The 17,911-nt window shown below is 44.5% G+C and carries 22 protein-coding genes and 1 riboswitch; of the genes, 7 read left to right on the plus strand and 15 right to left on the minus strand.

The window, feature by feature from the left end; genetic code table 11:
- Positions 1-181: 181 nt before the first annotated feature.
- From AXG56_RS06010 to AXG56_RS06050, 9 genes are all read right to left on the minus strand, one after another.
- Positions 182-565 (minus strand): S-Ena type endospore appendage, encoded by a 384-nt coding sequence (locus AXG56_RS06010; RefSeq protein ID WP_008639805.1) that lies wholly within the window; start codon positions 563-565, stop codon positions 182-184.
- 211 nt (positions 566-776) lie between these two features.
- Positions 777-2,075, minus strand: a complete 1,299-nt coding sequence (locus AXG56_RS06015) for a TRAP transporter large permease (protein ID WP_062513577.1) — start codon at positions 2,073-2,075, stop codon at positions 777-779.
- Entirely contained in the window at positions 2,072-2,548 is a 477-nt protein-coding gene (locus AXG56_RS06020; protein WP_008639802.1) for a TRAP transporter small permease, read from the minus strand. The genes AXG56_RS06015 and AXG56_RS06020 overlap by 4 nt, the downstream gene beginning before the upstream one ends.
- 58 nt (positions 2,549-2,606) lie before the next feature.
- Positions 2,607-3,626 (minus strand): TRAP transporter substrate-binding protein, encoded by a 1,020-nt coding sequence (locus AXG56_RS06025; protein WP_026577299.1) that lies wholly within the window; start codon positions 3,624-3,626, stop codon positions 2,607-2,609.
- Between the two features lie 27 nt (positions 3,627-3,653).
- On the minus strand, positions 3,654-4,307 hold the full coding sequence (locus AXG56_RS06030; RefSeq protein WP_062513579.1) for a bifunctional 4-hydroxy-2-oxoglutarate aldolase/2-dehydro-3-deoxy-phosphogluconate aldolase: 654 nt from the start codon (positions 4,305-4,307) through the stop codon (positions 3,654-3,656).
- Between the two features lie 11 nt (positions 4,308-4,318).
- Positions 4,319-4,861 carry a 6-phospho-3-hexuloisomerase gene (gene hxlB, locus AXG56_RS06035; protein ID WP_062513581.1) on the minus strand — a complete coding sequence of 181 codons (543 nt, stop codon included), beginning with the start codon at positions 4,859-4,861 and terminating at the stop codon, positions 4,319-4,321.
- Positions 4,842-5,483: a 3-hexulose-6-phosphate synthase gene (gene hxlA, locus AXG56_RS06040; protein WP_008639797.1), complete on the minus strand. Its 642-nt coding sequence runs from the start codon at positions 5,481-5,483 to the stop codon at positions 4,842-4,844. Before hxlA ends, hxlB begins: the two co-directional genes overlap by 20 nt.
- 8 nt (positions 5,484-5,491) lie before the next feature.
- Positions 5,492-6,445: a sugar kinase gene (locus tag AXG56_RS06045; protein ID WP_008639796.1), complete on the minus strand. Its 954-nt coding sequence runs from the start codon at positions 6,443-6,445 to the stop codon at positions 5,492-5,494.
- Positions 6,442-7,467, minus strand: a complete 1,026-nt coding sequence (locus AXG56_RS06050) for a LacI family DNA-binding transcriptional regulator (RefSeq protein WP_008639795.1) — start codon at positions 7,465-7,467, stop codon at positions 6,442-6,444. Before AXG56_RS06050 ends, AXG56_RS06045 begins: the two co-directional genes overlap by 4 nt.
- A gap of 231 nt (positions 7,468-7,698) precedes the next feature.
- Here AXG56_RS06050 and AXG56_RS06055 point away from each other — a divergent pair, with 231 nt between their 5' ends.
- Together AXG56_RS06055 and AXG56_RS06060 are read left to right on the plus strand one after the other, a co-directional pair.
- Complete coding sequence (locus AXG56_RS06055) at positions 7,699-8,229, plus strand: DUF420 domain-containing protein (RefSeq protein ID WP_008639794.1); 531 nt, start codon at positions 7,699-7,701, stop codon at positions 8,227-8,229.
- Positions 8,230-8,351: 122 nt separating this feature from the next.
- Positions 8,352-8,582: a hypothetical protein gene (locus AXG56_RS06060; protein WP_026577295.1), complete on the plus strand. Its 231-nt coding sequence runs from the start codon at positions 8,352-8,354 to the stop codon at positions 8,580-8,582.
- Between the two features lie 42 nt (positions 8,583-8,624).
- Here the strand turns inward: AXG56_RS06060 and AXG56_RS06065 are convergent, their stop codons facing one another.
- From AXG56_RS06065 to AXG56_RS06075, 3 genes are read right to left on the minus strand one after another with little or no spacing between them, the layout of a single operon-like run.
- On the minus strand, positions 8,625-9,149 hold the full coding sequence (locus AXG56_RS06065; RefSeq protein ID WP_062513583.1) for a GNAT family N-acetyltransferase: 525 nt from the start codon (positions 9,147-9,149) through the stop codon (positions 8,625-8,627).
- Complete coding sequence (locus AXG56_RS06070; RefSeq protein ID WP_026577293.1) at positions 9,146-9,622, minus strand: GNAT family N-acetyltransferase; 477 nt, start codon at positions 9,620-9,622, stop codon at positions 9,146-9,148. Before AXG56_RS06070 ends, AXG56_RS06065 begins: the two co-directional genes overlap by 4 nt.
- Positions 9,623-9,641: 19 nt before the next feature.
- Positions 9,642-10,073, minus strand: coding sequence for a PH domain-containing protein (locus AXG56_RS06075; RefSeq protein ID WP_008639781.1), 432 nt, complete (start codon positions 10,071-10,073; stop codon positions 9,642-9,644).
- Between the two features lie 138 nt (positions 10,074-10,211).
- Positions 10,212-10,311: riboswitch (TPP riboswitch) on the plus strand.
- 94 nt (positions 10,312-10,405) lie between these two features.
- On the opposite strand from AXG56_RS06075, the gene AXG56_RS06080 reads away from it, so the two are divergent.
- From AXG56_RS06080 to AXG56_RS06095, 4 genes are read left to right on the plus strand one after another with little or no spacing between them, the layout of a single operon-like run.
- Positions 10,406-11,005 carry a YkoF family thiamine/hydroxymethylpyrimidine-binding protein gene (locus AXG56_RS06080; protein ID WP_062513585.1) on the plus strand — a complete coding sequence of 200 codons (600 nt, stop codon included), beginning with the start codon at positions 10,406-10,408 and terminating at the stop codon, positions 11,003-11,005.
- The gene (locus AXG56_RS06085; protein ID WP_008639777.1) at positions 11,002-11,580 is read left to right on the plus strand and encodes an ECF transporter S component; all 579 of its coding nucleotides are present in this window, start codon (positions 11,002-11,004) and stop codon (positions 11,578-11,580) included. Before AXG56_RS06080 ends, AXG56_RS06085 begins: the two co-directional genes overlap by 4 nt.
- Entirely contained in the window at positions 11,580-13,205 is a 1,626-nt protein-coding gene (locus tag AXG56_RS06090; protein WP_062513588.1) for an ABC transporter ATP-binding protein, read from the plus strand. Before AXG56_RS06085 ends, AXG56_RS06090 begins: the two co-directional genes overlap by 1 nt.
- Positions 13,192-13,929 (plus strand): energy-coupling factor transporter transmembrane protein EcfT, encoded by a 738-nt coding sequence (locus tag AXG56_RS06095; protein WP_008639773.1) that lies wholly within the window; start codon positions 13,192-13,194, stop codon positions 13,927-13,929. Before AXG56_RS06090 ends, AXG56_RS06095 begins: the two co-directional genes overlap by 14 nt.
- A 101-nt stretch (positions 13,930-14,030) precedes the next feature.
- Here the strand turns inward: AXG56_RS06095 and AXG56_RS06100 are convergent, their stop codons facing one another.
- Positions 14,031-14,756: an alpha/beta family hydrolase gene (locus AXG56_RS06100; protein WP_008639770.1), complete on the minus strand. Its 726-nt coding sequence runs from the start codon at positions 14,754-14,756 to the stop codon at positions 14,031-14,033.
- A 199-nt stretch (positions 14,757-14,955) separates the two neighbouring features.
- Here AXG56_RS06100 and AXG56_RS06105 point away from each other — a divergent pair, with 199 nt between their 5' ends.
- Positions 14,956-15,489 carry a peroxiredoxin family protein gene (locus AXG56_RS06105; RefSeq protein WP_026577291.1) on the plus strand — a complete coding sequence of 178 codons (534 nt, stop codon included), beginning with the start codon at positions 14,956-14,958 and terminating at the stop codon, positions 15,487-15,489.
- 83 nt (positions 15,490-15,572) lie between these two features.
- Here the strand turns inward: AXG56_RS06105 and AXG56_RS06110 are convergent, their stop codons facing one another.
- Positions 15,573-16,742 carry a GTP-binding protein gene (locus AXG56_RS06110; RefSeq protein WP_008639764.1) on the minus strand — a complete coding sequence of 390 codons (1,170 nt, stop codon included), beginning with the start codon at positions 16,740-16,742 and terminating at the stop codon, positions 15,573-15,575.
- 16 nt (positions 16,743-16,758) lie between these two features.
- Positions 16,759-17,892: an FAD/NAD(P)-binding protein gene (locus tag AXG56_RS06115; protein WP_062513590.1), complete on the minus strand. Its 1,134-nt coding sequence runs from the start codon at positions 17,890-17,892 to the stop codon at positions 16,759-16,761.
- Positions 17,893-17,911: the final 19 nt, after the last annotated feature.

A 17,911-nucleotide genomic window follows, 5' to 3' on the forward strand; every position in this document is an offset into this window, starting at 1 on the left:
GCCTGTTTCTCCCTGTGGACCTGCCGGACCTGCCTCTCCCTGTGGACCTGCCGGACCTGCCGGGCCTTCAGGTCCTCTTAAACCGCGGACACAATCTCCACTTCCATCATAAAAGTTTATAGCCATTACTCTGTTTCTCCCTTCCATAATAGTAAGAATTCCTGCCCATAGCCGGAATTTTTTACACTGCATCACAATTGACTTGATAACGCGGCGTCAAACAAACTAACCCGGAGGAAATATCTCCTTCTTCGCTATCAGGTACAGTGACTTCAATGCGCGTAAAGTTCGTTGCGGTAAAGCTTACACTGCCCCCCGCATATACAATTAAAGGCGTGCCTACCTGCGTTCCATCATTATAAAAAGTGACGCTGATAAACTCGGCAGCACCAGAGTCATACGCAACGAAACCGGAACTAAAAACGTTCACTCCACTTGTCACATATATATCTTGGTTGACTCCCTGCGGCATGCTCCATCCTACGCAGACTTTATCCTTAACAAAATCACAAGATACCGTAGTATCCGTATTGAAACAATCAAAACAATCGGAACAACTCGCCATTCTTTTAACCTCCGTTCGCCATAAATAAGAACTACAGTCATATCGTATTAGTTAATATCTGAACCGGAGACGGCCAATGACTCATACAGTATGAATTTATAGGTATTTATAATTTCCTTTTTTAAATGTACATAGTAAAAAATACCGCGACCTCCTCCAAATATGGAAGAATATCGCGGTTTTATAACCCTTACTCTTTTGTTGTCAGTATTTATTGACCGGAGAAGATGTCAGGGCTCATCTTTTCCGGCAGATAAAAGGCGATGTCAGGTAGAAATGCCACGAATAACAACACGACAACCACCACTGCTATATAAGGAATAACTGCTTTGAACGAACGCTCCACAGGCAGCTTTCCGATCTTCGCAGCTAGTAGGAGACATAGTCCGTAAGGCGGGGTAACCAATCCTACAGCAAGCGTCATAACGGTAACGATCCCCAGCAGTACCGGACTTACATCGAAAGTCAATGCCACGGGAAGCAGGACAGGGATAAACAGAATCATGGCAGGTATGGCATCCATAAATGTTCCAACAAATAAAAAGAAAGCGATAACAATTAACAGGAAGACCCACTTGCTGTCAATGTTGTTTGCGAAGAATTGCTCCGCCCAAGTGGACAACTGGTAATAACTCATCAATTCTCCAAGCGCATTTGCAGCTGCTAACGCAAACAAGGAAAGGGAACTTAATGTAAGTGTATCAACAAGAATTTTAGGAAAATCCTTGATTTTCAATGTCTTGTAATAAAACATCCCCACGATAACCGTATAAATAGAGGCGAAAGCTGCTGCTTCTGTAGCTGTAAAGATGCCTGTGATGATCCCTCCAATCAAGATGACAGGAGTCATTAATGCCGGGACCGCATCAAAAAACTGCTTGAAGAAATTTGATATTGAGGCTTTTTGATAGGTCGGGTATCCTTTCTTTAAAGCCAGGAAATAAACAATGACCATCATGGAAATGCCTACGAGGATCCCCGGGATAATGCCCGCCAGGAATAGAGCACCTACAGAAACATTCGTAAGTCCAGCGTATATAATCATAGGAATGCTGGGCGGGATGATAACTCCAATAGTAGAAGAGGCTGCAGTAACTCCGACAGCCGTACCGGTATCATACCCCTGCTTTTTCATATTGGGAATTAAAATTTTCCCAACTCCTGCTGTGTCTGCCTGGGAAGCTCCAGACACCCCGGCGAACAACATAGATACAAGGATGTTGGCATGGGCCAGTCCACCCTTTATATGCCCGACCATGGACAAAGAAAAATCAATGAGTTTCTGGGATATATTTCCACTGTTCATTAGATTCGCTGCAAGGATGAACAAGGGAACTGCCAGCAGGACAAATGAATCCAAGCCGTTGAACATTTTAACCGGGATGGTGACTTCAGGAATATAAGGGATATTAAATATGCCCACGAGAGCAACGATTCCAATGACGAAAGCGATGGGAATCCCTATGACCATCAATAAAATAAAAATGCCGACTAATAATGGACCGATCATAGTGCTGCCTCCTCTTTGGAGAATTCCTTAATGTTTTTAATAACGTGGCCAAGCGTGTAAACTGCCATCGTAGCTCCCATAACAGGAACGGAAATCCACACATAGCCCATTTTCATAGCCTCTATAGATACCCATTCATAATCCCAGAAGCTGACGGCTGCCTGCCATCCAAAATATACGATAGCTGTACTGAATAATAGAATGATAAGATCATTAATCAAATACAGAACGTTTTTGTATTTCCCTTTTGCTTTCCTTAATAAGAAATCAAACTGAAAATGTTCCCTCCGGTTCACCATGACACCAGCCCCCATGAATACAGACCATATGAAGGAGTACGTAGCGAGCTCTTCGGTCCATATAGCGGAAATGCCCATAAATCGAGTGACTACTTGAATGACAATCGTAACGAAGAAAGTAAGAAGGAACACAACACCGATGGTCAGTTGGACTCTTTCCAGTAGTTTTATCATCTACACTTGGCCTCCCTGATGAAATTAGGAAGCCGGGATCGGCCGGCTCCCTTCCTTTCTATTCCAATTCTTTGATTTGCTTAAGGATATCCTGCGCACCAACTTTATCCGCCGTCTCCTTTTGGATCGGTTCAGCCGCATCCATGAATGGTTGGCGATCAATTTCGTTCACTTCCGCCCCATCTTTTACTGCCTGCTCCTTATACTCTTCTTCCTGGGCATTTACCGCTTCTCTTTCTGCCTTTACGGATGCTTCGGCAGCTTCTAAGACTGCTTTCTTCTGCTCTTCTGAATAGTTATCGAACTTTTTACCGTTAATCAAAAGAAAACGTGTCGTATAGTCATGGGCTGTTTCAGTAATATATTTACCATTATCTACTTTGTGATGATTTTGCTGCACGAAATACGGATAGGAGTTTTCAGCCGCATCCACAACGCCCTGCTGCATTCCCTGGTACAGCTCTCCCCATGCCACAGACGTAGGAACCGCGCCGACCTGTTCCCAATAATCCGCTACTGCACCGGAGGTCTGTGTTCGATATTTCATGCCCTTAATGTCTTCGATTGTTTTAAGAGGTTTCTTTCCATAGTAATGTCGTACACCCGCCGACCAATATCCCAGCAATTTAAAATCATTCTTTGATTTCTCATTGATGATATCGGCCATTTCCTTTCCTATGGAACCGTCAACTACCTTTTCCCAATGGTCATAATTTTTAAATACATAGGGTACTGCAAAAAGGTCAATCTCTTCAATTCCCGTTTTAGACATAAAGCCGGGAGAAACAAGAACGATATCTGCTCCGCCAAGTTTTAATTTCTCCACCAACTCTGATTCACTTGTTCCCAATGTGCCTGCATGAACTTCTACTTCAATTCCCGCGCCTGCACTTTCAGCCGTTTCTTTGAAAGCTTCCATCCCAATTTGATAAGGGTTTTCCGGAGACGTTTGGTTATGAGCGGCTACGATCTTGATGCTTCCTTCTCCGGAAGGATTCTTAGCTTCACCATTGCTGCAGCCTGCTGAGACAAAAGCGATGATTGCAAAAGAACAAAAAGCCATTAGTAATTTCTTCATTAATTGTCCTCCTCCTATTGGATGCGCTTACATAGTAGAAAAAGATAGATTTATTTTCTTCTTCACCATTGAGACATAATCCTCGGTTAACTGTTCCAACAACGTGTAATCTTCGGTCTTTTGATAGGCAGAGGGTCGGACCAACTGGCTTCCAATCCCTACAGCATCCGCGCCGCTTGTCAAATATTCCTCCATATTCCCGAGATGAATCCCCCCTGTAGCCATAACTTTAATGTCAGGGAACGGACCTTTTAGACTTTTAATATATTGCGGGCCCATAACATGCGCTGGAAATACTTTAACCATTGCAACTCCGTACGTTAGCGCCTGGCTGATTTCCGTTGGAGTGAGGACTCCCGGAACACATAGTTTCCGGTATCGGTGGGTAAGCTTTATTGTGTCGATGTTCAATCCCGGAGATACGATGAATTCTGCTCCTGAAGCAATCATTTCCTTCGCCGTTTCTGGATCAAGCACCGTACCAGCACCGACCAGCATCCTAGTTCCGAACTCTTTCTTCACATCAGCTATCATGGCTGCCGCTCCAGGTGTCTCTGCCGTAATCTCCACTGCTTTTATACCACCTCTAAGCAAGGCTTCCGTAATGGGAACAATCTTATCTCGTTCTACCCCTCTGATGACAGGAGTCAGGCACAGCTTATTTAAGATCTCTTCCTGCACAGTTTCCCCTCCTATTCTAAATTGGCGTGTCTTGCCACCATTTCTTCTTGATCGCCACCCACTACCTGTATAACCACAGCATCCAAAAAGAGGTGGACGGATTGATCAAACTGGTTACCAAGAGGCTGAATGGTTTCCGGTTCACCCGCGTTTCTTCTCTTCGTCGCTGCAGGAACAAGAACATATGTATCGCACTTATCCAGAATTGGCGCATCCGAATTAGTAGTAACAACAGCGGTTCTCACTCCTGCTCCAGCCGCCGTTTCCGTATATTGGACAAGACCTGAGGTCGTACCGGAACCAGTTATGGCAATAAGGAGATCCCCTTTTTCGATAGTTGGTGTAATTGTTTCCCCGGTTACATACACTTCAAATCCTCCATGCATAAGCCTCATCGCAAACGCTTTTCCCATCAAACCCGACCGGCCTTCTCCCGTCACGAATATCCGATTTGCTTTGCCTAATTCCGCTGCAAGTTTCAAGGCTTGGTCCTCATTTATATTACGAAGCACATCCGTGACTTCCTTGGCTACCTCAACAATAATTTCCTTCAACCTTCATCGCCCCCTTTATAGCTTCCGCTTCCGCTTTTGGATTCTCTGCTTTCGTTAGTGCACTGCCCACAATGACGATTTGCGGTTCGTACTCGGACAAGGTCTTTATTTTATCTATGCTTATCCCACCAGCTACCGCTATATCAAAGTCTGGATACTCTTTAACTAACGAAAATAACTCATCCATCTCCGCGCCCTTCTTTTTCTGCATATCTTTTCCATAATGAAGACCAACCAAGTCGACACCAAGGTTCGACAGCTCTTTCAGCCTGGTTTCATTTTGAACATTTAACAGGTCGACCATGACTCGCTTTCCGTATATTTCTGCCATTAGAAGAGAATCCTTAATTGTTTGATCCGCAGAAAAGGCCATAACCGTAGTGACATCTGCACCTGCCCTGAAAGCTTGTTCCGACTCGTGCTTGCCGGCATCACATGTTTTCATATCTGCAACCAAAGTCGATTCAGGATACGCGGCTTTTAATTCAGCGAGAAAAGAAACACCGTACTCTTTAATGACACCTGTCCCGACTTCAATCCAGTCCACGTATGCCTTCGTTTCTTCGATAAGATCGATGCAATTTTCTTTGGTCATTCTATCCAATGCAAGCTGTAACTTCATAAGCTCCCCTACCTCTCTATCATTTCTTTCTCCCCAAGCTGAACAAATACATCTTCCAATTCAGGCAATCCTTCATTATCCCCGTGTACACTTACCACCATGGATCCAATGGTATTAGCAAATGCTAACGTTCGGTCCAAGGACCATCCTTGAAGCAGACCATAAATGAAGCCGGCATCAAATCCATCCCCGGCGCCTACCGTATCAACCACTTTGGCTGGAGGTACGGCAGGCATAGTAGCGGATTGATTATCTTTAAACGCATAAGCACCTAAATCTCCGTGTTTTACAGCCACAGTAGTTATTCCATAAGCGGTACACGCAGCGGCAATATCACGTGGGTCCGTCACTCCAAATAACAGTTCCGCCTCTTCGACACCGGTAAGCATGATATCTACATAAGGCAGCAATTCCTTTAAGGACTCTTTTGCTTCTTCTCTGCTCCATAGCTTCAAACGGATATTCGGGTCGAAGGAAATTAATGCTCCATGATCTTTGGCATATGTAATCACCCGCTTCAACAATCTTATGTTTTTTGCCGGGTTGATCGCAGCAAATACTCCTGTTATGTGGAGCACCTTCGTATCGCGGATGAAATCCATATTGAACGTCTGTTCTGTGAGTGTCTGTGTAGGGGAATTGCTCCTGTAATAGAACGTGCTGCCACTTCCATCCTCTTTGATCTCCTTGAAATTAATGGAGGTAGGATGTCCGTCCACAAGCTTCACTTCTGATACATCAATTCCTTCTCCTCTTGCAAAATTGCGAATATACTTTCCGAATTCATCCTTTCCAAGTCGGCTGATCCAAGCAGTTTCCAGCCCAAGTCTTGCGCAGCCAATGGCGAAGTTAAACTCAGCGCCCCCTGCTTTACGCTCAAACGTATGAACATTCCTCAGCGGTCCTTTTTTCAAAGGGTCAAATGTAATCATTGCATCTCCTATCGTCGCAACATCTTTCATTTCCCATCACCATCTCCTTTCCCCTTCTTTAGAGAGTCTCGGATCATCAAAGTCGGCTGGAACCGAAGATCAGACTCCCGTATCTCTTTTTTAGTAATTTGATTGAGAAGCAGTTCCGCGGCCTTTTTCCCCATTTTAAAAGTTGGTTGAGCAACGGTGGTAATGGCCGGAGAGTAAAATCCTGCGAAGGAAACATCGTCAATTCCTATCAACGCCAATTCATCCGGTATAACCACATTCTTCCTTTTGGCATATTTCAAGATTTCGATCAAAACGAGGTCGTTACCGGCCAGGAGAGCATCCGGAGGTGTATCCAATCTCAACAGCTCTTCCAATTGGTCTGTCAGGCCCTGAGGTTCAGCGCTGACAATATAATCTTCTGAAACCGCGATGCCATGGTTACTCATCGCTTCTTTGTAACCTTCGATTCTATCTATCCTAGTAGAAATATGCTCAAGGATGGATGTCGTAATAACAGCGATCCGCTCATACCCTTCTTCTACTAGGTGGTCGACTGCAAGTTTGGATGCTTTTCGATTATCAAGCGATACGGTCGGGATGTGGACGTCGGTTATCGTGCGGTCGAGAAACACGACCGGGTACGAAGCGTCCTTCATTTGTCTATACAAGCTAAGATTGTTCCCTGTAGGGAAAATGATCAGGCCATCCACCTGCTTCGCCCGCAGCATTTCAATATAATGCCTTTCTTTGACAGGATCATCATCTGCGTTACAAATAATCGTATGGAAATCTTCCCCGTGGCAATAGTCTTCGATCGCTCTTGTTACTTCTGTAGTAAATGTGTGCAGGATATTCGCTACAATGACACCTATTGTCTTTGTGGATTTCTGCTTTAAACTCCGCGCTACGATATTAGGCTGGTAACCAAGCTCCTGAATCGAAGCTTCAATTCTTTCCTTTGTCTTTTCCCCCATGTACGTGTAGCGTTTATTCAAATATTGAGAGACCGTGCTCTTCGATACATCTGCATGCTTTGCCACATCGGCTATTGTCACTGTCATTTTATACATCGACTCTTTCTTTTAAGTTTAATAAATCGGTTTAGTAAATCGGTTTAGTGATAGTATAATGCCTTTGTAAGCGTTTTACAATCATTATTTTCAGAAATTTCTACACAGAGAACCCATAAAGTTACTATTTTTGTCACGACAGCTGTATCTTCATTAGTGAATTTCTCGGGTTTTTTTAATATACTTAGATTGGACAACTTAAAGAGAGATGGTGAATTTCACATGGAGATTAAAAAAGATTTCAATTACGTCCCTTGGGTCGTGGGGCTTTCAATTGTCATTAACGCCATTGTTGTGGCACTATTATTCGCTCCTGAAATTGAAGGAGATACAGGTTTTGATCTGAAACTGCTACCTCTTCTAAATGCAGTTTTCAATTCCTTTACGTTCGTTTTTCTATTGGCAGCGTTGTTTATGATTATTCGAAAGAATATTAAATGGCATAAACGGTTCATTTTCGCCGCTTTCACAACAACAGCATTGTTCTTAATTTCTTACCTGACCTACCATTCGATGGCTGAGTCTACTCATTTTGGTGGGGAAGGAATAATCGTACCTATCTATTACTTCATCCTGATCACCCATATCGTTCTTGCAGCGCTGATCGTACCATTAGCACTTGTTACACTATTCCGTGGGCTTTCCATGCGCGTCGACAAACACAGGAAGATTGCCCGCTGGACGATGCCCCTCTGGCTGTATGTCAGCCTGACAGGCGTCATTGTTTACCTAATGATCTCCCCATATTATTAAACGCAAAAAAGATCCAGGAACCTGCAGGTTCCTGGATCTTTTTATGGGTAGGTTTGAGAAAAATTATATCGGGAAAGTATAAAAGTAGTTACATCTATTCTTTTCGTTATAAGGAGCATTCCATGGATATTTTGAAACATATGTTGGAAGAAGGCTATGGTTCCGCCAGGTTTTCCTCTGTCAGCGGGAAAGAATTCCACGTTGACCTCCATGACTTGATAAGCAGTAAGGAGCTCTTTGATAAGATGGAGATTATTCCACGGGCAATTGAGTATTTCCCCTTTGAAAGAGTCCCATATATCGCCCTCAATGACGGGGAACAATCCTACAAAATTAAACTTATTAAATTATAACCATATAAGAAAGCAGACCTTATTCACCGGCCTGCTTTCTTTTTATTTTCTGCTTATCCAAAACCGCTTGACTACGTTGCCGTCCTCTTCCACGAAGTCTTGGTCTTCCTTCCCCCCATTTTTCAAAATAGCTTTCCAAGACCCTGTATTCCACTGATCACATACGACAAGGACATCCGTTATCTTCATTTCCCAGGCTTTCTCCAATGAAAGGCGCAGTAATGTCGTTGCATAACCATTCCTTCTTTCCGAAGGTCGGATACTATATCCTATATGACCGCCTTCTTTTCTCAGACGATCTGTCAATTTGTGGCGTATGTTGGTAACACCGATTATTCGTTCTTGTTTATCCATCATCCAATAGGTGGTGTCCGGTACCCACCCGGGAGGAAGATAGACTCCTCGTTCATTATTTTCCAGGAATTCTATCATCTCGTCAAAAGCATACGGATCTTTCTCTATGACCCATGGTATCATCGTTTCTCCACTTTCCAGCCATTCCTTATAATAATTTATGTAAGCATCCTTCCACTTCAAGGCAGGCTTCACCAGAGTCATTTCACTCATCTTTCCCCATCTCCTTTCACCAAAACGATTTCATCCAAAATTGGTATCCCTGTAGAAGAAAAGCGGGGGATGGATGGTTTTACTAATCTCGCTTTTTCAACCGCTCCTCTAACGACGGACTTCAATCGGAAGCCTCTGCGCTGATAGAAACGGATAGCATGAATATTTTCATTCGTCGTGATTACCTTAATCCTTCGACCATCTGCAACACTCTCGACTCTATCAATCAGAAGAGAACCTATCCCTCTTCCTTCCCTCAAGCTGTCCAGAGATACGATTTCCACTTCCTCCTCACTCTCCACGTATGTGATGAGACCGATAATTTCTGCTTTTTCCCCCACATATGTGAACCCATCTAACTTCCTGCAATCGTAGATCCCGCTTGATACGATCATATATGGACTGTCCCAGTTATCCTTAAAAAAGGAATCCCACTTTCCCTTAGCTGTCTCCTGTTTTTTGTATATATTCATGAAAGTGCTCCGTACTTTCTCATCTACTCCCAATCTCCTTCAGAAACAGCGATTTATTTTTCGGGGATACTTTAATGGACTCCGCTGTTCCATAGTGAATTTCCAGGCGGTCAAAGGAAAGGGCAGGTGCCTGAAGTATATCTTTCACTTCCTCCACTCTCCTGATTTGGTCAAGCGGTACACGCTTCCGGAAAGGACCGTAGACGATTTTCAACTCCTCGTGATCGATGATATATCGTGTCCCAAAATATATCCAGCCGACGAGCGCACTTATAACAACTGCAAAGATCACCTTGGCAATGTAAGAATTCGAAAGGCCGGGAATCATAAATACCCCCCACTCCAGGCCGCCTATCGCATCAATAAGTACCACTCCCATTACCAGAACCAAGAAGACGGATAACCACTTGCTTTTCTTTGACGTGAATCGAAGGGATTGCTGATTGCTCATACCATCTCTCCTTTATGGAAATTTTATACTACTACATTCTACGACCGGACCCCTGCATACGTTTCAAGAAAAACAACCATTTACAAAAATTAAAATATTCGCTAAGATGAAGGCATCCAAGACAACTGCATAACGTGGAACTTGCACTGGGGGAGCTGCATTTGCGGCTGAGAGGTTTATCCGACCCTTAGCACCCGAACTAGATAATACTAGCGTGGGGAAGTGCAGCCTGACTCTCGCGATCAGACTTCTTTTTTGGCTTTTCTTTTCGATTGTTGGACTGCATTCCCATGGAATGCAGTTTTTTTGTGTTTAAAAAAGGAGGAAATTAAATGACTCAAGTATGTGGAAATTCAAAAATTGCCGGCTGCTCTTTTTCTGTCCATCCTATGTGTAATGACTTTCAGGATATGATCATGACAAGCCTTCAACAGACCGACACATCCAAAGTATGGATGAAAACGGATCATGTTACGACGACGGTTCGCGGACGCTTGGAACACGTCTTTGACGTAGCCAAAGCCGTCTTTCACCATACCGCCGTCACAGGGGTTCATGCCGCATTTCAGGGGACGTTTTCCATCGGCTGCCCGGGCGATCCTACTGGTGATGTGTACCTGGATGAAACATCTAACGTGATGAACAGGAATACAGCAGCTGTCAAACAGGCGGTGACAGCTAAGTTTTCTCTATACCCTTTAGGTGGAGGTAAGTATATGGAAACGATTTACGAAAAGATTGAAAGGATGAGAGAACAAGGCATTTCTGTAACACCTGCCCACTATTCCACCAGGCTGGAGGGGGATATCCACGACATCTTTCACGGTTTGGAAAACGTGTTTAAGGAAACAGAAGCCGGTGGATCCTCCCACACCGTGATGACTGTGAGCATTTCTGCAAACAGCCCATCTAAAAAGGAGGAGGAGGAATGAAGAACTGGAAATTAAAAGAAATCGTCGTCATGTCTGTACTTGCCGTCGTATTCGCTGTTGTTTACTTAGCTTTTCTACCTGTAGGCAAAGTTCTGTCCGGATTAATGGGTCCGATTGGATATGACTTCATATATGGAATATGGTTCATTGTCTCCATTATCGCCGCCTACATACTAAGGAAACCAGGCGCTGCATTCTTATCGGAAACCATTGCCGCCACTGTGGAAATGCTGCTCGGGAATGCGTCCGGACCGATGCTCATTTTGACAGGCGTCATTCAAGGACTTGGGGCAGAGACCGCCTTCGCCATCACCCGTTATAAGAGTTACCAACTCCTTACACTTATGCTCTCCGGTATGATGGCTGCCGTGTTCAGCTTTTTCTGGGAATATTTCCGCCTGGGGTACAGCGCCTTAAGTACGGATTACGTAGCAGCTATGTTCATCATTAGACTTCTAAGTGGAGCTCTCATCTCCGGGCTGGCAGGAAAAGCAATTGCCGATGCCCTTGCCAAAACAGGAGTGCTGTCAGGATTTGCTCTGGGTAAAGAACGTCGTAGGAAGCGGGCGGCATAATGAAAATGATTTTTGAAGTTGACCATTTATCGTTGACTTATGACCAACACCCGCAGCCGGTACTTAAGGATATAAACTTAAATGTCGCACAAGGAGACAGCGTTTTGGTACTTGGTCCAAGTGGCTCGGGAAAAAGTTCCCTGGTGCATTGCCTGACGGGACTTTATCCTGAAGAACTTGACGGCACCATGACCGGTACCGTCAAGATAGCAGGAAAAGATGCGTGCACCTATAAACCGGGAGAAGCAGCAAAAAAAGTAGGCGTCGTATTTCAGGATCCTGAAACGCAGTTTTGTATGCTTACAGTAGAGGAGGAAGTAGCTTTTGGTCTTGAGAATTTAGCCGTACCTCCTTCGCAAATGCAGGATCTTATCGAACAGGCGCTCTCCTGGGTTGGTCTGGAACAATACAAGAAAGAAAAAATCCACGTCCTTTCCGGCGGCCAGAAGCAGAAACTGGCTCTTGCCTGTACACTCGTAATGGAGCCGGATGTGCTGATATTAGATGAACCAACAGCGAATCTGGACCCGGTTTCGGCTAGAGAATTCATCGAGATCCTCTCAGAAATAAAGCGTAAGCGTAAACTGACTTTAGTAGTCATCGAACACCGGTTGGAAGGCTGGCTTTCTCTTCTTACACGCGTAATCGTCCTTGAGAAAGATGGACATATGTTTAGTGAGGGACCACTTCTGAAAAATTTGAAAACCTATGGGCCTACCTTGATGAAAGAAGGCGTCTGGCTCCCCTACTCTGCCCGCACTGCCATGGCTCTTGGATGGAAGGGAAAGCTACCGCTGAGCATAGATGAGTATGTATCGCTGCCAATTCCTTTACCAGCTCCCGAAATAAAAAAGCCGGCGACTGAGGGAACGCTATTGTCAGCAAATAACGTGGCATGGAAAGAAGTCCTTCATAATATCCATTTGGATATCCATCCTGAGGAATGGGTGGCCGTCGTTGGAGCGAACGGAAGTGGAAAAAGCAGTCTTTCCAAGCTTTTAGCGGGTATTATAAAGCCGTCCAACGGAGATGTTGCTTTCAAAGGAAGATCGATCACACGCTGGAAAGAGAAGCTTCTTCGCCGCGAAATCGGTTATGTTTTTCAAAATCCCGAACACCAATTCATAACAGATTCTGTATTTGAGGAAGTGTCCTACAGTTTGAAAGAGCGAGAAATGGATGAACAAGAGACGAAGGAAATAGTCCGGAAGACGCTTCTACTCTGTCAATTGGAAGGCTTGGAACATTCTCATCCATTCCTTTTGAGTCAAGGACAGAAACGGAGACTCAGTGTCGCCACCATGCTCGTTTTGGATGTCAATCTACTTATTTTGGACGAGCCGACATTCGGTCAGGATGCTGGTTCTACCGAAAGTCTTATGCAGATCCTGAAAGAAAAACACGACCAGGGCACCTCCATCATCATGATCACTCATGACATGGAGCTTGTCGACCGTTTTGCAACAAGGACCATCGTTATCCAGGAAGGCGGTATTCAATGGGACGGACCTACGGAAGAACTATGGGAAATAGAATCATTGGAAGATTACCATTTGGAAACACCCCCGAGGCTGCAACTGACATCCTCAAGGGACGCAAAGGAGCGGACTCATGTCTTTTCATAACGTTAACCCGACAGTGAAAGCATTGACGATCCTCGCCGTTGTCTTCGTGCTGGCTTTACGATACGATCCTGTCACCCCGGCGGTTTTCTCTGCTGCAACAATTGCCGTCACTTTTTTGTTCGGAAATGTAAATAAGAAGTTGTATGTGATCTATTTAATGATATTTTCCATCTTCGCCTTTGGGATGTTATGGACAACCATCGCATTCGCGGACGTTCCTGCAGATGCTAAGGAAACGGTTTCCTTGTTCGGATGGGTCGTCCCAAAAGAAGATTGGCTAATGGCATTATCTTTATCCTTCCGCATCATCGCATTTGCATCGCTTTCCTTATTGTTTGTCTTTACGACAAATATGGTGGAGTTTTTATTAAGCTTGATGCAGCAGCTTCGGCTGCCACCAAAACTCGCCTATGGCATTTTGGCAGGCTACCGCTTTCTTCCCATGATGAAGGACGAATTCCAACAAATCCGTGCAGCCCACCGGATCCGGGGCATCGAATACGCTTCCAGCCTGCAAGGAAGATGGATGCAATACCAACGTTATCTCATACCTCTACTAGCAGGAGCCATCCGAAAGGCAGAACGTACGGCTGTCGCAATGGAATCCAAAGGGTTTACAGGTAGTTGGAATCGTACCTTTTACAGACCCATGACTATCCGTAAGAAAGATTGGATGTTTCCGCTCCTCATGACGGCCATCCTTATGGGATCGATTCTCATATAGGTAAATGATCATTCCCACTCCTAAAGAAAATCCGAACGACCAATTCAGGTCTGTTCGGATTTTCTTTAGTGTTATATTTCCTGGTTGGGACATGCATTTGCTTACTCTTCCATGTCCTGTATCCAGTCCGTCATATCGTTTATAATGATGTCCTGCTGCTCCCATACGGTTATTTCAGCTTCCTTATCTCCTTTTTGAGGACCGTAAACACCAAACTGACCGTGATTACCACCAGGTATTTCCTTCCAAGTCGTCTGATTGGAAAGCAGCTGTTTTGTCTCTTCGACCTTATCAAGCGTCGTCAGTCCATCCCTCTCCCCGTATATCGAAAGGATGGGAAAGTCAGTTCCGGACAAATCATCTCCGGCAGGGTAGGAGGCCAGTAAAATTAACCCGTCGACCTCATTCATATTCCTGGAGGCAAAAGATGCAGCTGCGACCCCCCCAAGGGAATGACCGCCAACATACCAGTGCTTAACATTCGGATAGTCATCGATCAATTGCTCTGCTTTATCGCTGTCCAACATGGCAAGATTAAGGGTGACTTCAGGAATTCCTGTTACATATCCATCATCTGCTAAATTTTCGGCAATATAGCTGTATGCTTCCGGCTCTACTTTCGCTCCTGGATAAAGGACGATTCCTCCTTTGACGGCACCTTGCGGAATGTAAGTGATCCACCCATCTATACGGGACGGAATTTCCGTCCTTTCTTTCAATTCCGGAGATGCTTTATATGTCTGCTGTGTCCAAATCAGAAAAGCTGCTACTCCAGCTGCAGCTAAGACAAGAAGACTAATACCAATATATTTCCACCTTTTCTTCATATACCCTCCACCTTCATCTGTACCTTGGATTAATAGAATGATTCTATAAGATATAGATGGAGATTGTCCAGTTGGAAGATGGTTTGATATTAACCCCAATTGGTTATGCTTATGGATGATCCATTATTTTAAGAACCACTGAACAAGGAGCCGCATACGTTTGGTAAGAGATGCAATGAATCATAAAGGAGGTCACCATATGGCTGATATCACCCTTGGAGATCCTGCTCCAAATTTCTACCTTCCCTCTGTAGATGGAAGTAATTTTCTCTTTGAAACACAGCGGAAACACTATGAAGAATCGTGGCATCTCATTGTTTTCTTTCGCGGGTCCTGGTGCCCTGTGTGTATAGAAACCCTTAAGGAACTGGAAGTGTACCATGCAGAGCTTCATAAGAACGATATACAAGTAACTGCCATAAGCGCAGAGCCTTTGAATAAATTGAAAAGAATGAAGGAAAAAGAGAACCTGACATTCCCTGTTCTATCCGATGAATTCTTTTCCGTTCTCGACGCTTTCGGTGTCTACATTCATAAGACAGGAGCCCCCTATGAAGATCACGGCGCGCATGGCGAACCAGCATACTTTCTTTTCAATAAAGGCGGGACGCTTATGTACCAGCAGAAACAGACAGGTCCATTCGGGCGCCCTTCTCCAGAAGCAATCTTACAGACCGCTGCATTGATCCGAAGTCATATGAAGACTACGCCTCCAAAAGAAGAAAGTGGATAATTAATAAATCAACTTCAGAAGCTTTCTGAACACGGAATGAATTAAGCATGTGAATGGTCCAAAAAGAATGCCCATTTTCTGTGCTATTGGTAGGAAGGAAGAGTATCTGGAAAGGACCTCCAATCCATCTGCATCTCTTCCTCACTCAGCAGACATCCATCCAGTTCCTTTTGAATGGTTTCCTTGTCCATATTTGCACCAATGAATACCAGCTCCGTCAATCGATCCCCATGCATAGTATCCCACTCATCATAGAGAGCCGGATCTTCTTCCAACAAAGCAGACTGCTCCTCTGCGGGGTAGGACGCTATCCAGGAACCTGCCTTCTGGATGGATAAAGACGGGCCGGCCTGGGAAAGCAGACCAATGGCTTCATTCCTGGAAGCAAGCCAGAAAAAACCTTTAGAACGGATGACTGTATCCGGCCATTTCTCGAGCCATTGATGGAACCTTTCCGGATGGAAGGGTCTTTTCCTTTTATAAAGAAACGATGCGATTCCGTATTCCTCCGTTTCCGGCACGTGTACTTCATTCAATTCTTTGATCCAGCCTGCAGACTGACTGGCCTGCTCCCAATCAAATGAATAAGTACCCCACACTTCTTTTACATCCAGTTTCCCAAAGGATGTTTCGACAATTTTGGCATCCGGGTTCAATCGACGCAACACGGCAGAAAGATACTCCCTGTCTTCATCCCTAACAAGATCCACTTTATTGACGACGATTACGTTGGCAAACTCGACTTGGTCTATTAGTAAATCGATTACTTCCCGCTCATCCTCCTGACCTGACCCTTCCCCTTTGTCTATCAGTGACTCGCCAGATTGATAATCATGCCAGAAGCGATAGGCATCAACAACTGTGACCATCGTATCCAGTCTGCAGATAGAATTCAAATCAATTCCAGTTTCCTCATCTTTATAAGTGAATGTCTGTGCGACGGGGATAGGTTCGGAAATTCCTGTCGATTCAATGATAATATAATCGATATCCAATTTAGTTAATTTTTCCACTTCTATAATAAGATCTTCTCTTAATGTGCAGCAGATGCACCCATTTTGAAGTTCCACCAATTTTTCCTGCGTGCGCTTAAACGCCCCGTGTTTAATCAAAGAAGCATCTATATTCACTTCACTCATATCATTCACGATAACGGCTGCTTTGACCCCTTCTTTATTATGCAGAATATGGTTTAAAACTGTAGTTTTACCCGAACCTAAGAAACCGCTTAATACCGTAACAGGTACTCTCATTCATCCTTTTCCTTTCTTATAAAGCAGAGATGCGCTCTGCCACTTTTCTTGCACCTGCAATATTCCTTGCAGCTGGACCAATTTCAAGCTCAGCTAACGGACCTGTGACAAAAAGGCCCGATGCCCACGCCAGATTTTTATCGGGTATTGGAAACCCACACGGGGCACAAGGCAGGTCGGCTTGGCATATGGTCTCTTTTAACCAGAGAGGAAGCTTCTGCTCTGATCCAGTAGCAAAAATGCATTCGTTCACTTCGATCGTACAACAGTCCAAGGACAGCTGGATTTCCATCCCTTTATCCTCTACTTTCTCTATTTCACCTGTGTGAACAGTCAGCATCTTCTTTTTTTCCAACCTGTTAGCCTTTATGTGAAGATCCCTTGTTATCGACCCTTTATTACGGGCATGACGGATCATATCTCTTCGCTTTATATAGCAGGTGCTTTCATTAAATTTATTTAAATATTTTGGACCTAACCATCCGGGATCACTGTCAAAGTCCTTGATTCTGAACGGGTGACGTTTGATAAGATGGACCGGCTTCTCTGAAGTCTCAGCAAGCGATGCCGCCAAATGAACGGCTGACATTCCACCACCAATCACCGCCACTTCCCCTTCCTTTTGAAACGTATCGTGGGAAAAGACGTGGACAGGCTTTCTTTTCAACCCCTCCGCCCAGGCAGGTATAGATGGATACTCCGTCGCACCAACAGCAAGAACGACATTTTCAGCTATCATCTCTTCCCCGTCGTCAAGCTGGATCTTCCAAACATCGTTCAGCTTCCAGAGACCTCTTACTTTCCCTTTTTCCCAACACGACTTAAGATCAACAGCATGAAACATATCTTCACAGTGATTATTAAACATTTCAAGCATCGGGCGGTCATATCGACCGACAAACCCTTTCGTATATTCCTTCTGCTTCTTGTATTTTCTCAAGTTGTAAGGGTCGGGATGAAGATGATGAACGGAAGAGGACCGAAGATATTTCATCCCCACTTTAGAAGTTAATGTTTTCCATTTTTCCATTGGATGATCATGCGGGTCGATAATTACTACATCTTCCTTTCGCGTTTTCTCCTGAAGTAAAAGCCTTGTGGCAACGCTGCAACCGTGTACCCCTCCCCCAATAATCACCCACTCAAACATCATTTTCACCTCTTATTCC

This window comes from Halobacillus sp. KGW1, assembly GCF_001592845.1.
In the GTDB taxonomy this organism is placed as follows: domain Bacteria; phylum Bacillota; class Bacilli; order Bacillales; family Halobacillaceae; genus Halobacillus.